The following is a 17,193-nucleotide window of genomic DNA, read 5'->3' as shown; positions in this document are numbered from 1 at the left end:
CATAAAAACTTAACAAACGACATAAGTAGTAAAAAGATTATGGTTATTGACTTAATGTTACATATCGCATACAATGTATCATATATCTTAGCTTAGAGGGATAAGTATGGGTGAGTCTACTGGGATAGTAAAATCTATTATCAATCTACTAAAACCAAAATCCAAACCAGAGCCATCTGATTTTGAATATGAATCAATTATAGAACATCTATCATCTAAAGAGCATTTATTAAATGAACTGATGAATGATATGTGGTACTCAGGAGATTTACCATCAGTTAGAAACTATAATGAACCATCATCTTTGATAGATAGCAAACTTGGATTAAGTGAACAGATTTGTGTTTGGTTTGCTCTAGATCATGATCTTACACCAAGTCAAAAAAATTTAAACAAAAAGTTACTTAGTGCTCTAAAATGTTTAGCTTCTAACTGTGGTTCATTTGATAATACTGAGCCCCTTGAAGAATTCTTACATGATAATAAAAACAATAAAGATTTAAAAGTAATTCTTAACCTCAGAAGAGGAGAATCTCAATCAACAGTATTGCATGCAATTGCAGGAGCAAACATTGGTGGATTTCGTCGCACAGGAAATCAGGCTATAGATTTACTCTTAGAAGCAGGCGCAGATCCTAACATACAAGATAATAAAGGAAAAACACCATTATACCTTGCTGCTGCCAAAGGTCACCACGATAATGCAAACTCTCTTCTTTTGAAAGGAGCTAAACCTAATATAACAAGTAGAAAGGGCAAAACTCCACAACAAATAGCAACTAATAAACTCTGCTATAATATAGAAGAATTATTTTTAACTGATAAACAGAAAAAGTTGAATAAGGAATTGTATGACTTACTTGTACTCGATTCAGACTGCACTAAAAATTTAAAGGAGTTTTTAAGTAAGCATAAAAGAGATTCAGACCTAAAAGTAGTGCTAAATATTAGGCAAGGAATGGGTGAATCAAAAGTGTTTTCGTATGTTGATCGTTTTGCTTGGGATAATGAAGATCTTGCTCAAGAGTTAAGAAAAATATTTCTAGAAGCAGGAGCATTAGATTATGGTATAAATATTTATCGTCAGCAAAAGAAAGGACAGGTCAGTAAATTACTCGTTAATTTAACCTCAAATCAAAAGGAAAAGTTAAATGAGTTTTCTGATAAGGTGTTTCAGGCTCAAAACATGGCTGAACTTGAAGAGATTGTAAACGATGCTATAAAGTCTGGTGTACGATTAAACTATTCTCTTTCACAAGATTTCTTTTCAGGTAATGAGTACACTTTTACCGATTATGTGATGAAAAAAATCAGTGAGTTGGAAAAAAATCCTAAAGTTGCTAGTAATATAATATGTCAATTAGTATCAAAAGGGGCAGTGTTTGGTAATACAGTTGATGCTAACACACTGACATCAGAATTTAAAGAGCATAAAACTAACCTAAAAAAAGCTTATAGAGATTATATTAGCAATTCTCATAAGTTTATTGAAATCGCAAAAAGTGCAACCAATAGCGAGCTAAAAGATGCAAGAGTAGACAACTCCGTTTTTTACTTAGAATATTCTAAAGATAGTAAAATAGACATTATAAAGATAACAGATGGGGCAAGGGATTTAGGTCTAACAGATGGAGATGTAAAGTGTGGAAGAAATATAGTAAAGATCGGTAATAGTGAAGTAGAAATTAAAATTGAAGATGGCATAAGGAATTACACAGATCTTACAGAAGGCAGCGATGTAGTATTAACTTTCTATACTAGTTTGGGAGAATTAGAAGTTAGGTTATATCCTGATGAGAAAAATAAAAATTGGATAAAAGTAGAGGTGAGTGAAGAAGGCCTACTTCTACTTGATAAAATAGAAAGTTATAATGAAGCAATAGAAGATTGTAATGAGGGAATAGAAAATTATGAAGAAATAGGACAAAATTGCTTACTGGGAGGTTTATCAGTCATTGAAGCCATAGACCGAGGTGTTTTTGCTAGATCTGGTGGGTTAATGCGTCCTGAATTAATAAGCGAATCCAATAAGCAGAAGGGTTCATGGGTAAAACGTGAAGAATTAAGAAGAGTTTCTGATTCTAGGGAAAAAATTGCTAATTTACCATAAAAGTTGAAAATTATTATTTAAATATAAATTACTACAGTTAATAAATTATTGCAAAGGAGTCGAATCGATATCAATAATCTTTTAAGAATACTCTTTTATGTTGTTTTTCAGGAAAATGAGATGTCATTGTACAGGAGCTGGCCACAAGGTGTATTTTCAGGATATGAGACTGTATTAAAACACGATTGGCTGAGCCGACCTTTTACAGAATTTTTTTTCCAGATCTATAGCTCTTTTCACAATAATCCAAATAAATCATAATATGCTACTGGCCTACTATAGCCATAAACACATATCTTACCCTGTTCGGACTACTATAAGAAAAGCTATACTATTAAAATATGCAGCTAAATTGTATACATTGTCTACCACTGTTGCATCTAGTATGCTAAAATCTTCATCATCTATATTAATATTTTCGCATAATTGATTTTGTAACATCGACTTACATCAATCTCAATATCTTTTGGCATGGCCCTTTGTAGCAGCTCCTTCTTGCACATACTCTTTTCAATCTCCCGTTGCTTTTGTAAATTAAGATGCTAATCCATAAAATTTCTCTAATTGCTCGGGAACGTTCAAAAAAGTGTGTCAAGCCGCATTTTTAGTTCAACTCAATTTTCAATCTATCTGGAAAGAAAATATCAAGTTGAGACATAGTTAAAGCCCAATTAGGGAGAGCCATAATCCACCTTTGCTCTACCTTTTTTATAGCACAATATACCTGTTTGTACAAGGCATTTGTACTAGTAAATGAACCCTTAGTTTTAGTAAATTTCCTGATTTGTCTATGCAACCCCTCAATTGGATTAGTGGTGTAAATCAGCTTCCTAACTGGCCCAGAATACTTAAAATAACTGGATAAGTTTTCCCAATTGTTCTGCCAGGATTTTATAACTAAAGGATACTTTTCTCCCCATTTTTCTTCCAGCTCAAGCAGATAATTCTCAGCAATTTCTTTACTTGAAGCACGATATATTTTTTTCAGATCATTCATGAAAACTTTTACATCTTTACTGGATACATATTTCAGAGAATTTCTTATTTGGTGTACTATACATAGCTGCACTTCTGCACTGGGAAATACACTGTTGATGGCTGCAGGAAAGCTTTTTAGCCCATCTACACATGCAATCAGAATATCTTCTACTCCTCTTTCTTTGAGGTCATTTAAAACTCCCAACCAGAAGTTAGCTCCCTCACTTTCAGCCAGATAAAAACCTAATACTTCTTTTCTGCCATTTTGATTTATACCCAATATATTATACATGCATTTACTTACGCAATGTCCGTCCTCCTTGACCTTAAAAAACATGCCATCCATGAACACTATTGGATACACTGATTGCAATGGACGGCTGCGCCATTCATTGATTATTGGTAGCAGTTTATCAGTAATATTGGATATCTCTGCTGCTGATATTTTATGGTCATATATTTCCTCAACGTGTGAAGCTATGTCTCTGTATCCCATGCCACTGGCGTATGTACTTAAGACCTTTGCTTCAAGTTCTGGATGTAGGCTTGTTTGCCTTTTTTTGACTATTTGCGGTTCAAAGCTTCCTTCTCTGTCTCTTGGTGTTAATAGTTCAAATGAGCCTGAACTTGTACGTAAAGTTTTTGCATTCCTTCCATTTCTTCGGTTATTTTCTTCACTTTTAGCTGACATGTGGCTTTCTATTTCACCTTCCAGACTTGCCTCTAGCAGCCTTTTTATAAACGGTGTTAATGCTCCATCTCTTCCTGTCAATGGTCTTCCTTCTCGTATAGATGACAGGATATTTGTTTCTAATTCTTTATAATCTACCAAACCAGTAGTTCTATTTGCTTGACTCATATCAAACCTCCATTTTTTATATCAATTTATTACTTTTTTTTCGGTTTGACACACTTTTTTGAACATTCCCCAATGGACGGCTGCGCCATTCATTGATTATTGGTAGCAGTTTATCAGTAATATTGGATATCTCTGCTGCTGATATTTTATGGTCATATATTTCCTCAACGTGTGAAGCTATGTCTCTGTATCCCATGCCACTGGCGTATGTACTTAAGACCTTTGCTTCAAGTTCTGGATGTAGGCTTGTTTGCCTTTTTTTGACTATTTGCGGTTCAAAGCTTCCTTCTCTGTCTCTTGGTGTTAATAGTTCAAATGAGCCTGAACTTGTACGTAAAGTTTTTGCATTCCTTCCATTTCTTCGGTTATTTTCTTCACTTTTAGCTGACATGTGGCTTTCTATTTCACCTTCCAGACTTGCCTCTAGCAGCCTTTTTATAAACGGTGTTAATGCTCCATCTCTTCCTGTCAATGGTCTTCCTTCTCGTATAGATGACAGGATATTTGTTTCTAATTCTTTATAATCTACCAAACCAGTAGTTCTATTTGCTTGACTCATATCAAACCTCCATTTTTTATATCAATTTATTACTTTTTTTTCGGTTTGACACACTTTTTTGAACATTCCCCAATGGACGGCTGCGCCATTCATTGATTATTGGTAGCAGTTTATCAGTAATATTGGATATCTCTGCTGCTGATATTTTATGGTCATATATTTCCTCAACGTGTGAAGCTATGTCTCTGTATCCCATGCCACTGGCGTATGTACTTAAGACCTTTGCTTCAAGTTCTGGATGTAGGCTTGTTTGCCTTTTTTTGACTATTTGCGGTTCAAAGCTTCCTTCTCTGTCTCTTGGTGTTAATAGTTCAAATGAGCCTGAACTTGTACGTAAAGTTTTTGCATTCCTTCCATTTCTTCGGTTATTTTCTTCACTTTTAGCTGACATGTGGCTTTCTATTTCACCTTCCAGACTTGCCTCTAGCAGCCTTTTTATAAACGGTGTTAATGCTCCATCTCTTCCTGTCAATGGTCTTCCTTCTCGTATAGATGACAGGATATTTGTTTCTAATTCTTTATAATCTACCAAACCAGTAGTTCTATTTGCTTGACTCATATCAAACCTCCATTTTTTATATCAATTTATTACTTTTTTTTCGGTTTGACACACTTTTTTGAACATTCCCCAATTATCGAAGAACCACCTGGAAAACATTTTTTTGAGCTGCAAATTGGAATAAAGGATGTGCCAAATGACTTTTTTGTAGATGCAGTTGTAGAATTGGCAAAGCTGTCATTATACCAAATTCCATTACTAATCGAACAAATAAGAAACATTACAAACTCGTTTAATAGTAGTGCTGGAAATACTGACAATAAAATTACACAGAACATCTGCAAGTAAGCCTATGGTATCGTAGACTCTGTTACGTAAAGTATTGTATTTGATATATTGCCACAACCTCTCAACAGGATTCAGTTCCGGTGAATAAGGAGGCAAGTATATAATGGTAATGTTTTCCTGAAATTTCAAACTTTTTGATCTATGCCAACTTGCACAATCCATTACAAGAAAGGCTTTTTTCGTGCCTAAATCTTTCGACATCTGCTCCAGAAATATATTCATACAATCAGTGTTTACATATGGAGCAAGTAGGCTGATTTTCTTACCACTTCTTGGATTTACCGCACTGTAGATATAGAAATTTTGTCTACCAATTTTCATTTTAACCTGCGTTCTGACCCCTTTTTTAAACCATCCGTGTCCGATTTTTGAATGAGTTCCAAATCGTGATTCATCAAAAAAACACCTCTTTTTCAGGGTGGGAATTGACTATTTTATTGAAGTATTTTTTAAACTCTTCTTGCTTGTTTTTATCTTGTTTATGGTGCATTGGCCTCGGTGTTATATAAGAAAATTTCATCCTTTGTATCTCACGGTGCACTGTTGATTTGCTAATGTTTAGGCCAAATTCCTCTGAGATTTTTATCTGCACTTCCTTAATAGTAATATTTGGATTTCTTTCTACCCATATTTCAATTTGCTCACGTTGATTTTTCTTTAATTTGCTTTTTCTTCGCCGCTGAGACGGGGCAAATAATCTTTCTACTCTACCAAATTTTAGATGCTTTATCCATTCAGTCAAAGCAGTCCTTGAAATTTTACATATTCTTGCCACAGCGCTTATACTACTTTCTTTTCCTGCTATCACCGCTTGTAACTTTTTTGAAACATATGCGTTATTTCTGACCTTTTTTAACATTTCTTTCGCCAAATTTACAACTTTTTCGTCTAATAGTTTTGACCTTAATGCCATTTATACCTCTCTATTTTATCTACTTTATTATCACTTCTTTCCCATTATTGTCTATCTGTTCTTTGCATAGTGGGAATTGGTATTACCAGCAAGATCAAGGCTAATGAGGATTTTCAATGACCACTACAACATTGATAGGTTTATTTTAGATGAAAGCTTTTTTGGAAGTTTGTTATCGGATTACTCGGGGATAAAAATTGAAAAAGATGGACCAGTACTGTCATTCGGTAGAAAGAACACATTTGAGCTAAAAAGCTTAAATCCAAATTTTAAGTTTAGCACTTTTCGGATTCATTATGAGCAAGCATTTAGTAATGACATATATCGGTTGAATGTAGCAGTGCTTGGGGAAACAGAGCCTCACACAAAGGATTACAAAGGCATTTATGAAAGAAGTCATCAGTGGTATAACTTAAAAGCCCTGTATCCTCTAACTCAAAGCTTATTACCGTCGATTAAATTTGCAAAAGCGCAGATTGTACTGTCAGATAGCTGGAAATTAGGAGAAATAAATAGCTGTTTTCCGGTTGGTAGAATAGAAGAAGAAGGAAATAAATTTGTATTGGGAAACGATAAACTTTCAGGGCAACGTTGGAATTTAAAACACAAGCCAATTTTAGAAAGGTTTAGCGTTACTCACCACTACAAAATAGAAAATTATACAGATCAGAAGGTCAGAAAATATGTTTTAGCAGAACACAACATTTACTATAAAAACGACTTATATTCAGAGCAAAAAGACTCAATACACGAATTAGAAAAGCACATTTTAGTGTTTTACCCGGGAGTACTGAAATGGCACGAACATCGACATTTGCACAGAAGTTGGAAAAATAGTCAAGCAATATGTGTAATAAGTTAAATACTTATATTTAGATCCTCATATATTATATTAATAATAGTTTAAAGTGTATGAAATAAAAAGAAAAGGACTTGCTTTCTCATGCTAAAACGGACATGACTTGAATAGCAGCAGGTAAATATAAGAAATTTATCTAACGCTAGAAAAGCTAATTTTGTGAGGTATGAAATGAGTTTTAGCAAGAGTAAGTTTTTTAAAGAAGTATCAAGTAACGATATTAATAAAAGAAATGAAGAAGGAGAGACGATATTACACCAAGCAGTAGAAATCTCTGATTACAAAACAGTGAGGTTATTAATAAAAAAAGGGGCAGAGGTAAATGCAAGAGATAAGAATGGTTATACACCACTACACTGTGCAGTATTCGCAAAAAGTTTAGAAAATGTAAAAGTGCTGCTAAGAGAAGGAGCAGAAGTAAATGCTACTCAATATGTTACTGGATGTACGCCACTGCACTCTGCGTGCAAAATAGGAGGAGCAGGAGTTGAAATAATAAAAGAGCTGGTAAAGGCTGGAGCTGAAGTTAATCAACTGAATAAGTACGGTGCAACACCAATGTATTACATCTGGGAAAGTGAAAAGTATCGTCTATGTGATAGCAAAGAGAGTGAAAAGGCAAGTAAATTTTTGAGAGAAAAAGGAGGAGTAACAAAAAGTAGAGAACTGACGTGCTATGGAATAGAGGGGCTAGTGGGAGAAATAGCAGACATGTTGAATGGAAGCTACATGCCGGAGCTAAAAATAATAGAGATAGAAGAAATAAGAAAGAGAGACAAATCACTAATAAAGGAAGAATGTGAAAATTTAGCAAGCAAAATAATAAGCCAGATAAATGAAATGATAGATGAGGTGGTGAGAAGGAAAGCTTAAAAAAAAGGTCAAAGAAAAGGTGAGGTAAATTATGTTAAAGTTTGGCAAATTTAATAAGTCAGCAGAAGAATTATTAGAGAACTCACATGAAAATATTTATGCAAGAGACGAGAAGGAACTGCATTATGCGGTAGACGCAAAAACAGTGAAGTTATTAGTCGAAAAAGGAGCGAATGTGAATGCTAAAGATATAGAAGGACACACAGCACTGCACCTAGCGGTAACGGAGAAACGTCTAGAAATCGTGAGGGAATTGATAAAATCAGGAGCAGACGTAAATGCTGAGGAATATGGAAATAAATGCATACCTCTACACCTTGCGTGCATGGTAGGTGAAAAAGAAATAGTGGAGGAGCTAGTGAAAGCTGGAGGAGAAATAGAGCAAGCGGATAAATTTGGAATGACAGCGATGGATTATGCGAAAAATAGCAAAAAGATAACCGAGGTATTAAAGAAAGAAACAGACAGAATTGAGAAGCTATTTATGAAGGGCTAAAAATATGGAGAAAGAAATAGAAAAGAAAGTAATGAATTTAGAGAAAAAACCTTTGAATGAGCTGAGAAAAATATGGAAGAAGGTATTTGTGGAAGAAGCACCTAGATACTCAAAGAAATATCTGATACCAAGATTAGCTTATAGAATGCAGGAAAAAGCGTATGGAGAAATGTCAAGAAAGGGGACAAAAAGACTAGAGTATCTGGCAGATCGGCTAGAGAAGGGAAAAAGAATAAGTAGCGATAAATTACCAGTAGAAGGAACAGAATTAATACTAGAGAGAGGAGAAGAGACGCATGCGGTAATGGTGACAGATAAGGGTTTAATCTACCGAGAAGAATTTTTCACGTCATTGTCAGCAGTAGCAGGAAAAATAATGGGAATGAGCTACAATGGGCCGCTTCTATTTGGAATGAGAGATAAGGAGAAAGAATGCTGAAAGAGGTAAGATGTGCGATATATACAAGAAAATCAAATGAGGATGGTCTCGAGCAGAAGTTTAATAGCCTTGATGCCCAGCGAGTAGCATGTGAAAAGTATATAAAGAGCAAAGAAGGCTGGGTAGCATTGGCAAAAAAGTACGATGATGGAGGATATTCAGGAAAAAATTTAGAAAGACCAGCGATAAAGGAATTATTTGAAGATGTCAGAGGAGGAGAGATAGACTGTGTAGTAGTATATACACTAGATAGGTTATCAAGAGAAACAAAAGACAGCATAGAAGTAACGTCATTTTTTAGAAGGCACCGAGTAAATTTTGTAGCAGTAACACAGATATTTGACAATAATACGCCAATGGGAAAATTCGTACAGACAGTATTATCAGGAGCAGCACAACTAGAAAGAGAGATGATAGTAGAGAGAGTAAAAAATAAAATAGCAACATCAAAAGAACAAGGTTTATGGATGGGAGGAACTTTACCGCTTGGGTATGATGTAAAAGATAAGGAATTAATAATAAATGAAAAAGAAGCAAAAACAGTGCAGCATATATTTGAAAGATATTTGGAGCTGAAGTCAATGGCAGAGTTGGCAAGAGAGTTAAACAGGGAAGGATACCGAACAAAAGCAAAAACGGATATCTTTAAAAAAGCAACGGTGAGAAGAATAATAACAAATCCAATATATGTGGGAAAGATAAGACATTATGACAAACAGTATGAGGGAAAGCACGATGCGATAATAGAAGAGGAAAAGTGGAAAAAAGCACAAGAATTGATAAGTAATCAACCGTATCGAGGAGTAAAATATGAGGAAGCGCTACTAAAGGGAATAATTAAATGTAAGAGCTGTGATGTAAATATGACGCTGACATACTCAAAAAAAGAGAATAAGAGATATCGATATTACGTATGCAACAATCATTTAAGGGGAAAGGGTTGTGAATCAGGAAGCCGAAATGTAATAGCAGGAGAAGTAGAAAAAGAAGTAATGAAGAGAGCAGAAGATTTATATGAAAAATGGGGAGAAAAAGCAGAAGAATGGAAAAATTTAAGTTTTGGAAAGCAGAAAGAAGTAGTGAAAAAGTTAATAAAAGGAGTAATGATAAAAGAAGATGGAATAGAGGTGAGTTTAGAGGATAAGGTGGAATTTATACCAATAAAAAAGAAAGGAAAGAAATGCACAGTAACTGAGCCAGAAGGCAAAACAAACAATGCACTACTGAAAGCAGTGGTAAGAGCCCATCTGTGGAAACGGCAACTAGAAGAGGGAAAATATGCAAGTGTAGGAGAGCTGAGTGCCAAAATTAATATAGGTACAAGACGTATACAACAAATTTTAAGGTTGAATTATTTAGCACCAAAGATTAAGGAAGACATAGTAAATGGGAGACAGCCAAGAGGTTTGAAGCTATCTGATTTGAAAGAAATACCGATGTTGTGGAGCGAGCAATTAGAGAAATTTTATGGATTAGCATCTTAATTTACAAAAGCAACGGGAGATTGAAAAGAGTATGTGCAAGAAGGAGCTGCTACAAAGGGCCATGCCAAAAGATATTGAGATTGATGTAAGTCGATGTTACAAAATCAATTATGCGAAAATATTAATATAGATGATGAAGATTTTAGCATACTAGATGCAACAGTGGTAGACAATGTATACAATTTAGCTGCATATTTTAATAGTATAGCTTTTCTTATAGTAGTCCGAACAGGGTAAGATATGTGTTTATGGCTATAGTAGGCCAGTAGCATATTATGATTTATTTGGATTATTGTGAAAAGAGCTATAGATCTGGAAAAAAAATTCTGTAAAAGGTCGGCTCAGCCAATCGTGTTTTAATACAGTCTCATATCCTGAAAATACACCTTGTGGCCAGCTCCTGTACAATGACATCTCATTTTCCTGAAAAACAACATAAAAGAGTATTCTTAAAAGATTATTGATATCGATTCGACTCCTTTGCAATAATTTATTAACTGTAGTAATTTATATTTAAATAATAATTTTCAACTTTTATGGTAAATTAGCAATTTTTTCCCTAGAATCAGAAACTCTTCTTAATTCTTCACGTTTTACCCATGAACCCTTCTGCTTATTGGATTCGCTTATTAATTCAGGACGCATTAACCCACCAGATCTAGCAAAAACACCTCGGTCTATGGCTTCAATGACTGATAAACCTCCCAGTAAGCAATTTTGTCCTATTTCTTCATAATTTTCTATTCCCTCATTACAATCTTCTATTGCTTCATTATAACTTTCTATTTTATCAAGTAGAAGTAGGCCTTCTTCACTCACCTCTACTTTTATCCAATTTTTATTTTTCTCATCAGGATATAACCTAACTTCTAATTCTCCCAAACTAGTATAGAAAGTTAATACTACATCGCTGCCTTCTGTAAGATCTGTGTAATTCCTTATGCCATCTTCAATTTTAATTTCTACTTCACTATTACCGATCTTTACTATATTTCTTCCACACTTTACATCTCCATCTGTTAGACCTAAATCCCTTGCCCCATCTGTTATCTTTATAATGTCTATTTTACTATCTTTAGAATATTCTAAGTAAAAAACGGAGTTGTCTACTCTTGCATCTTTTAGCTCGCTATTGGTTGCACTTTTTGCGATTTCAATAAACTTATGAGAATTGCTAATATAATCTCTATAAGCTTTTTTTAGGTTAGTTTTATGCTCTTTAAATTCTGATGTCAGTGTGTTAGCATCAACTGTATTACCAAACACTGCCCCTTTTGATACTAATTGACATATTATATTACTAGCAACTTTAGGATTTTTTTCCAACTCACTGATTTTTTTCATCACATAATCGGTAAAAGTGTACTCATTACCTGAAAAGAAATCTTGTGAAAGAGAATAGTTTAATCGTACACCAGACTTTATAGCATCGTTTACAATCTCTTCAAGTTCAGCCATGTTTTGAGCCTGAAACACCTTATCAGAAAACTCATTTAACTTTTCCTTTTGATTTGAGGTTAAATTAACGAGTAATTTACTGACCTGTCCTTTCTTTTGCTGACGATAAATATTTATACCATAATCTAATGCTCCTGCTTCTAGAAATATTTTTCTTAACTCTTGAGCAAGATCTTCATTATCCCAAGCAAAACGATCAACATACGAAAACACTTTTGATTCACCCATTCCTTGCCTAATATTTAGCACTACTTTTAGGTCTGAATCTCTTTTATGCTTACTTAAAAACTCCTTTAAATTTTTAGTGCAGTCTGAATCGAGTACAAGTAAGTCATACAATTCCTTATTCAACTTTTTCTGTTTATCAGTTAAAAATAATTCTTCTATATTATAGCAGAGTTTATTAGTTGCTATTTGTTGTGGAGTTTTGCCCTTTCTACTTGTTATATTAGGTTTAGCTCCTTTCAAAAGAAGAGAGTTTGCATTATCGTGGTGACCTTTGGCAGCAGCAAGGTATAATGGTGTTTTTCCTTTATTATCTTGTATGTTAGGATCTGCGCCTGCTTCTAAGAGTAAATCTATAGCCTGATTTCCTGTGCGACGAAATCCACCAATGTTTGCTCCTGCAATTGCATGCAATACTGTTGATTGAGATTCTCCTCTTCTGAGGTTAAGAATTACTTTTAAATCTTTATTGTTTTTATTATCATGTAAGAATTCTTCAAGGGGCTCAGTATTATCAAATGAACCACAGTTAGAAGCTAAACATTTTAGAGCACTAAGTAACTTTTTGTTTAAATTTTTTTGACTTGGTGTAAGATCATGATCTAGAGCAAACCAAACACAAATCTGTTCACTTAATCCAAGTTTGCTATCTATCAAAGATGATGGTTCATTATAGTTTCTAACTGATGGTAAATCTCCTGAGTACCACATATCATTCATCAGTTCATTTAATAAATGCTCTTTAGATGATAGATGTTCTATAATTGATTCATATTCAAAATCAGATGGCTCTGGTTTGGATTTTGGTTTTAGTAGATTGATAATAGATTTTACTATCCCAGTAGACTCACCCATACTTATCCCTCTAAGCTAAGATATATGATACATTGTATGCGATATGTAACATTAAGTCAATAACCATAATCTTTTTACTACTTATGTCGTTTGTTAAGTTTTTATGGTGAGTAATATAAGATCTTTAGACAATCAAGCAGTTTAGCATTTACCCTACAGTACGGCTTGTTGTCTGTTTTGAATTTGTTACTATCTCACACCAACTATTTTTTTTCTTTTCATTAGATAAGGTAATTTTTTCAGAAGATTGACGTAGTGTTTCATGTTTTTCAAAATATCCTCGTTTAATCGCATCATGTACTGAATATCCACCAAGTAAGCAATTTTCTCCTATTTCTTCCTTATCTTTTAATTGATCAAGTTTCTTCTTGTCATCGTCACTTATCTTTACTTCAATTTTATTGTTGTCTTTATCACTAGAACGTAGATGAATACTAATCTTTCCTACTTCAGTAGTAAAAGACATTTCAATGCCACCTTCTAAAACGTCTGTATAATTTCTTTTTCCTCCTACATTTTCAACTCTTACTATACTCTTTCCAACATGAAATATATGATGTCTAAAACTTAAATCTTTCACTTTTGGATTATTTATAACTTTTGCAACCTCAACAGTGCTATCTTGCGAATATTTTACATAAAAATATCCATTATCCATTTCTACGTGTAAAGCTTTGCCTTGGGCACTACTGTTTATAATACCTTCATCTGCTACGCTTTTTAGCTTGTTATCGATTTCTTCACGTTCTGCAAAAATCTCATAACTGAACCCATAAGTTGCATACAATAACTTATCATCATAAAAGGAACTGCATTTTACTCTTCCACCTTTTAATAGTAAATTACTCATGATATTGCGTATAATACCTATATTTTTATCATCTGATACACCCTCGTAGGCAGGAATATCTCTTATTCCCTTAGAAACTAAACTTGTTATAGTCTCACTATCGTCTGATAAACTCTCATAAGGTGGTAATCCCTTATGCTGTCGTATTCTATCAGGGATATTTCTTATTTCCTTAAAAATTAAACTTGTTATAGTATACTTATCATCGTTATATTTTGAATTGAGTCTTATCCCTTTTTGCAAATATTTATTTGTTATGCACTCTATACGCTCTAAAGCAGTGTTTGTAAAATTTTCATGCTTATCCCTATAACCTTGATCATTTTTTGTTACTACATCTTTTAACTCTTTACGAAATTCATCAATTAGACTTCTCTCACTTTCAGTCAGTAGTAGATCTAACTTAATTAAAGCAGAGTCTCTTGGACTAATAGGGTAATTTTTCCAATATAAATCACTATCATCAGTTTCACTCTGATACGACAATGTATGTTTTACACATGTGTCAACAGCCTCCCTAGTTTCATGTCTCTGATCAAGGTCATAACATTCCGAACGATTACTTATTCCTTGAACAAACAAACTATAATCATCTAAATCTGTTATGTCATCTTCAGGCGTTGGTCCCTCATTGCTATTACACTCAATTTTTGAATGCCATGGCTCAGTATTTAATTCCTCTCCTAGCTTTTGTTCACTGATAGATTCTACAACATATTTTACTGACTCTGTATCCATACTACCTCCTAGCCTAGATATAGAATATATTATGTACAATATATAATATTGGTCAAGCTAATTTCAACACAATCTTTTTACTACTCATATTTTTGTTAAGTTTTTATGGTGAGTAACAATGGAGTATGTAGATAGGTTAAAAGTTGCTTATGACTGCAAATTTGAGCTAATTTTACTATAGATTAAAATAGTTAAGACCTATATTTGATATCACTATTATTAAGAGCGTGATGGATTATGCTTTAAAGGAGTACGGAAACTGCTGAAGTTTTTACAGCAAACCTGTATGGAGCAACTTCAGCAGAATAAACAAACACATGCCAGTATTAGTAGAGAATTATTTATAAGTCAATTAACTTTTTCAAAAAATATTTTAGTGAAGATACCATGCTAGCTAGTGTTATAAACAATTCAATTGTTTACTCCTTCAAAAAAGATCGTATATTTTTGAGAACAAGTTGCGTAAAAATAAGGTTATAAAAATAGAAGATTTAAATTATTTCCATAAGCTTAGGCAAAACAGTTCGTATGTATATATGGATAAAATGGGCTAATATGGCTAGTTTTAGCGTATAGCAAAGTCAGAATACAAAAAAGTTCGTATGTATCGCGCGGTAGACCAACGCATCCCAAAACAAACTCTTCTCAAGCTAGCTGGTTTCGGTTGCTAGAAATGGTTGTATTGCTTAAGTTTTTAATGGTGTATGTTGCTGAATTAATAGTAGTTCATTTTTGACATATAAACTCTCAGTAATCCTCATCTACCAGGAAGATCATCTGCAGAACTGTGTCCTAAGTTGTCCTTTATACGAAGAACATCCTTAACTGATATAAGAGTATCTGGCCTCTGTGCACGATCATTCCATATGGCATACGATAAAACTACTGTGTCTCCATCGGTAATACGCTTATAACCTCTACAATGCATATAATCATCTAGTTGGTTATTTGCTTCCCGCTTTTTACGCTGTAATTCACCAGCACCAGCAAACTTCAACTCTATTCCTATTGGGTGAACACCATCTCTACTGTCTGGAGACCGTAATAATACCAGATCTAATCTCTCTCCTCCTCCCAGTTGAAATTCAATAATTACCCTAGCTGGATTATCACAAGCGTAAAATAATCCATGCAGTATGGAATGAAATCCAGCCTCTCTAGCGTTATCCCTATTTACTATCCACCTCCTAAGAAACTCCATTAATCAACTCTTCTTGTTGAACTAGTGTGTAGCCAAACTCCTGCGCTTTTTTGATCAAATTTTTCACAATTTTCTCTTTGTAGCGTGTTTCATAATAACTCATTCCTTTTTCCACATACTCTTGTCCATATTTCAACATTTGGTAAAAAATACATGCTAATTTTCTTGCTGTGGCAGTAATTGCTTTTATTGCTCCTAGCCGTCTTTTTAATCTCCTACAATATGCACCTAATGCACTTTTGCTATTTCCCACAGCATAAGCAGCCATTCGCAGGGCATTTGTAGCGCGATTAATGACTTTACGAGTTTTTGTCCCAAATACTTTTTCTCCTGTGATCTTGTTAGCAGGGCTAAGTCCTAACCATGAAGTAAAGTGCTTTTCTGATTGCCACTTATTATGGTTAATGCCAACTTCTGAAATAATAGTTTGTACAGTTAGTATATCAAATCCAGGAATTTTAGTAAAATCTATTCCGGTTATCCTATACAATTTCTCACGCAAGGTGAAGTTTGGTCTGCCTTTTCTAGACTTGTTTTTTTCCTTACCTAACTCTTTACTCTCATCGGACTTTGTTTCAAATGTTTTATAGTAATTTTCTATGCTTTTATCACATTCAGTTATTTGCTCTTGAAAAAAAGTATATGCTGTATATTCTTGTTTCAGTACAAATAAATGTTCTTCTCTATAATCGCCTGTTAATGCTTTTGCTATAGTAGCTTTATCGTTCTTCATATTCACACTTCTGAATTCAGCTAGCTTCTCGGGATTCTTTTCACCTTCTACTATTGCTTTAATAATTTGCATTCCTGTGACGCCAGTGATATCGCTTATTACTTTATGTAAATGAATATTCATTTGTACCAACACCTTTTGCATACGATTAATATGTGTAGCAGCATTTTCAATTAAGTTTTTACGTTGCCGCACATAACTACGCAATACACACATTTGATTATCTGGCCTAAATGATCCTTCGATTAACCCATAACTGTGTAGTTGTTGAAGCCATTGGCAGTCCTGGACATCTGACTTTCTTCCAGGTACATTTTTTACATGTCTTGCATTTGCAAGTTTTACTTCAAGTCCATATGATTCAAGTACTTGAAACAAAGGAATCCAGTACACTCCGGTTGACTCCATGGCTACTGTAGTAACTTCACACTTTTTTAGCCATTTTGCTATGTTATGAAGATCCTCTGTAAAACAGCTAAATTTTTGTATATGCTGTTCATCACTTCCTTCTGGCACACACACATAATGTATAGCTGAACCAACATCTATTCCTGCTGCGTTAGGGTTCATTATTTCTAATTTACTTTTTGTTTTTTTCATGGTAACTCCTTCATATAATTTATAGCAGGGAAACACTTCAGCTTGGGACGGTTGATATAATACAATCTCCTAACCGAGGTAGTCTAAGGACTCCATCAATGATTTGACCGTTCCTC

At 34.0% G+C, this 17,193-nt stretch carries 13 protein-coding genes and 4 pseudogenes; 8 read left to right on the top strand and 9 right to left on the bottom strand.

Going from position 1 to position 17,193, the window contains the following annotated elements; genetic code table 11:
• Positions 1–106 precede the first annotated feature (106 nt).
• On the top strand, positions 107–2,110 hold the full coding sequence (locus OPR35_RS06860; RefSeq protein WP_264683879.1) for an ankyrin repeat domain-containing protein: 2,004 nt from the start codon (positions 107–109) through the stop codon (positions 2,108–2,110).
• 297 nt (positions 2,111–2,407) lie between these two features.
• Here OPR35_RS06860 and OPR35_RS06855 read toward each other — a convergent pair whose 3' ends face one another.
• The 4 genes and pseudogenes from OPR35_RS06855 to OPR35_RS06840 form a co-directional block, all read right to left on the bottom strand.
• A complete protein-coding gene (locus OPR35_RS06855) occupies positions 2,408–2,551 on the bottom strand; it encodes a hypothetical protein (protein WP_230609241.1) in 144 nt (47 codons plus the stop codon).
• 163 nt (positions 2,552–2,714) lie between these two features.
• Entirely contained in the window at positions 2,715–3,947 is a 1,233-nt protein-coding gene (locus OPR35_RS06850) for an IS256 family transposase (RefSeq protein ID WP_265024688.1), read from the bottom strand.
• A 61-nt stretch (positions 3,948–4,008) separates the two neighbouring features.
• A pseudogene (locus tag OPR35_RS06845) lies at positions 4,009–4,506 on the bottom strand (transposase); the annotation flags it as partial.
• Between the two features lie 61 nt (positions 4,507–4,567).
• Positions 4,568–5,065 (bottom strand): annotated as a pseudogene (locus OPR35_RS06840) (transposase); the annotation flags it as partial.
• Between the two features lie 60 nt (positions 5,066–5,125).
• On the opposite strand from OPR35_RS06840, the pseudogene OPR35_RS06835 reads away from it, so the two are divergent.
• Positions 5,126–5,248 (top strand): annotated as a pseudogene (locus OPR35_RS06835) (phage tail protein); the annotation flags it as partial.
• Positions 5,249–5,263: 15 nt separating this feature from the next.
• Here the strand turns inward: OPR35_RS06835 and OPR35_RS06830 are convergent.
• Positions 5,264–6,266 (bottom strand): IS630 family transposase gene (locus tag OPR35_RS06830; protein WP_230608967.1). Its coding sequence is split into 2 segments (ribosomal slippage): positions 5,264–5,755 and positions 5,757–6,266, totalling 1,002 coding nucleotides; the frame shifts between segments, so codons are not numbered across the junction.
• 73 nt (positions 6,267–6,339) lie between these two features.
• Here OPR35_RS06830 and OPR35_RS06825 point away from each other — a divergent pair.
• The 6 genes and pseudogenes from OPR35_RS06825 to OPR35_RS06800 form a co-directional block, all read left to right on the top strand.
• Positions 6,340–7,128, top strand: a pseudogene (locus OPR35_RS06825) (phage tail protein); the annotation flags it as partial.
• Positions 7,129–7,296: 168 nt separating this feature from the next.
• Positions 7,297–7,998, top strand: a complete 702-nt coding sequence (locus OPR35_RS06820; RefSeq protein WP_230609234.1) for an ankyrin repeat domain-containing protein — start codon at positions 7,297–7,299, stop codon at positions 7,996–7,998.
• 31 nt (positions 7,999–8,029) lie between these two features.
• Positions 8,030–8,494 (top strand): ankyrin repeat domain-containing protein, encoded by a 465-nt coding sequence (locus OPR35_RS06815; RefSeq protein WP_264375263.1) that lies wholly within the window; start codon positions 8,030–8,032, stop codon positions 8,492–8,494.
• A 4-nt stretch (positions 8,495–8,498) separates the two neighbouring features.
• A complete protein-coding gene (locus tag OPR35_RS06810) occupies positions 8,499–8,933 on the top strand; it encodes a DUF2924 domain-containing protein (protein ID WP_230609237.1) in 435 nt (144 codons plus the stop codon).
• Positions 8,927–10,417, top strand: coding sequence for a recombinase family protein (locus OPR35_RS06805; RefSeq protein WP_230609239.1), 1,491 nt, complete (start codon positions 8,927–8,929; stop codon positions 10,415–10,417). The genes OPR35_RS06810 and OPR35_RS06805 overlap by 7 nt, the downstream gene beginning before the upstream one ends.
• A 93-nt stretch (positions 10,418–10,510) precedes the next feature.
• The gene (locus tag OPR35_RS06800) at positions 10,511–10,654 is read left to right on the top strand and encodes a hypothetical protein (RefSeq protein ID WP_230609241.1); all 144 of its coding nucleotides are present in this window, start codon (positions 10,511–10,513) and stop codon (positions 10,652–10,654) included.
• A 297-nt stretch (positions 10,655–10,951) separates the two neighbouring features.
• Here the strand turns inward: OPR35_RS06800 and OPR35_RS06795 are convergent, their stop codons facing one another.
• From OPR35_RS06795 to OPR35_RS06780, 4 genes are all read right to left on the bottom strand, one after another.
• On the bottom strand, positions 10,952–12,955 hold the full coding sequence (locus OPR35_RS06795; RefSeq protein ID WP_264683879.1) for an ankyrin repeat domain-containing protein: 2,004 nt from the start codon (positions 12,953–12,955) through the stop codon (positions 10,952–10,954).
• A 148-nt stretch (positions 12,956–13,103) separates the two neighbouring features.
• The gene (locus OPR35_RS06790; RefSeq protein ID WP_230609244.1) at positions 13,104–14,543 is read right to left on the bottom strand and encodes a hypothetical protein; all 1,440 of its coding nucleotides are present in this window, start codon (positions 14,541–14,543) and stop codon (positions 13,104–13,106) included.
• Between the two features lie 757 nt (positions 14,544–15,300).
• The gene (locus OPR35_RS06785; protein WP_265024827.1) at positions 15,301–15,744 is read right to left on the bottom strand and encodes a hypothetical protein; all 444 of its coding nucleotides are present in this window, start codon (positions 15,742–15,744) and stop codon (positions 15,301–15,303) included.
• Positions 15,731–17,077, bottom strand: coding sequence for an IS110 family RNA-guided transposase (locus tag OPR35_RS06780; RefSeq protein WP_265024826.1), 1,347 nt, complete (start codon positions 17,075–17,077; stop codon positions 15,731–15,733). Before OPR35_RS06780 ends, OPR35_RS06785 begins: the two co-directional genes overlap by 14 nt.
• Positions 17,078–17,193: the final 116 nt, after the last annotated feature.

Source organism: Wolbachia endosymbiont (group B) of Protocalliphora azurea (assembly GCF_947251865.1).
Taxonomy (GTDB): domain Bacteria; phylum Pseudomonadota; class Alphaproteobacteria; order Rickettsiales; family Anaplasmataceae; genus Wolbachia.
Note: the sequence above shows the minus strand (reverse complement) of the source record. Positions and strands in the feature narration are given on the sequence as shown.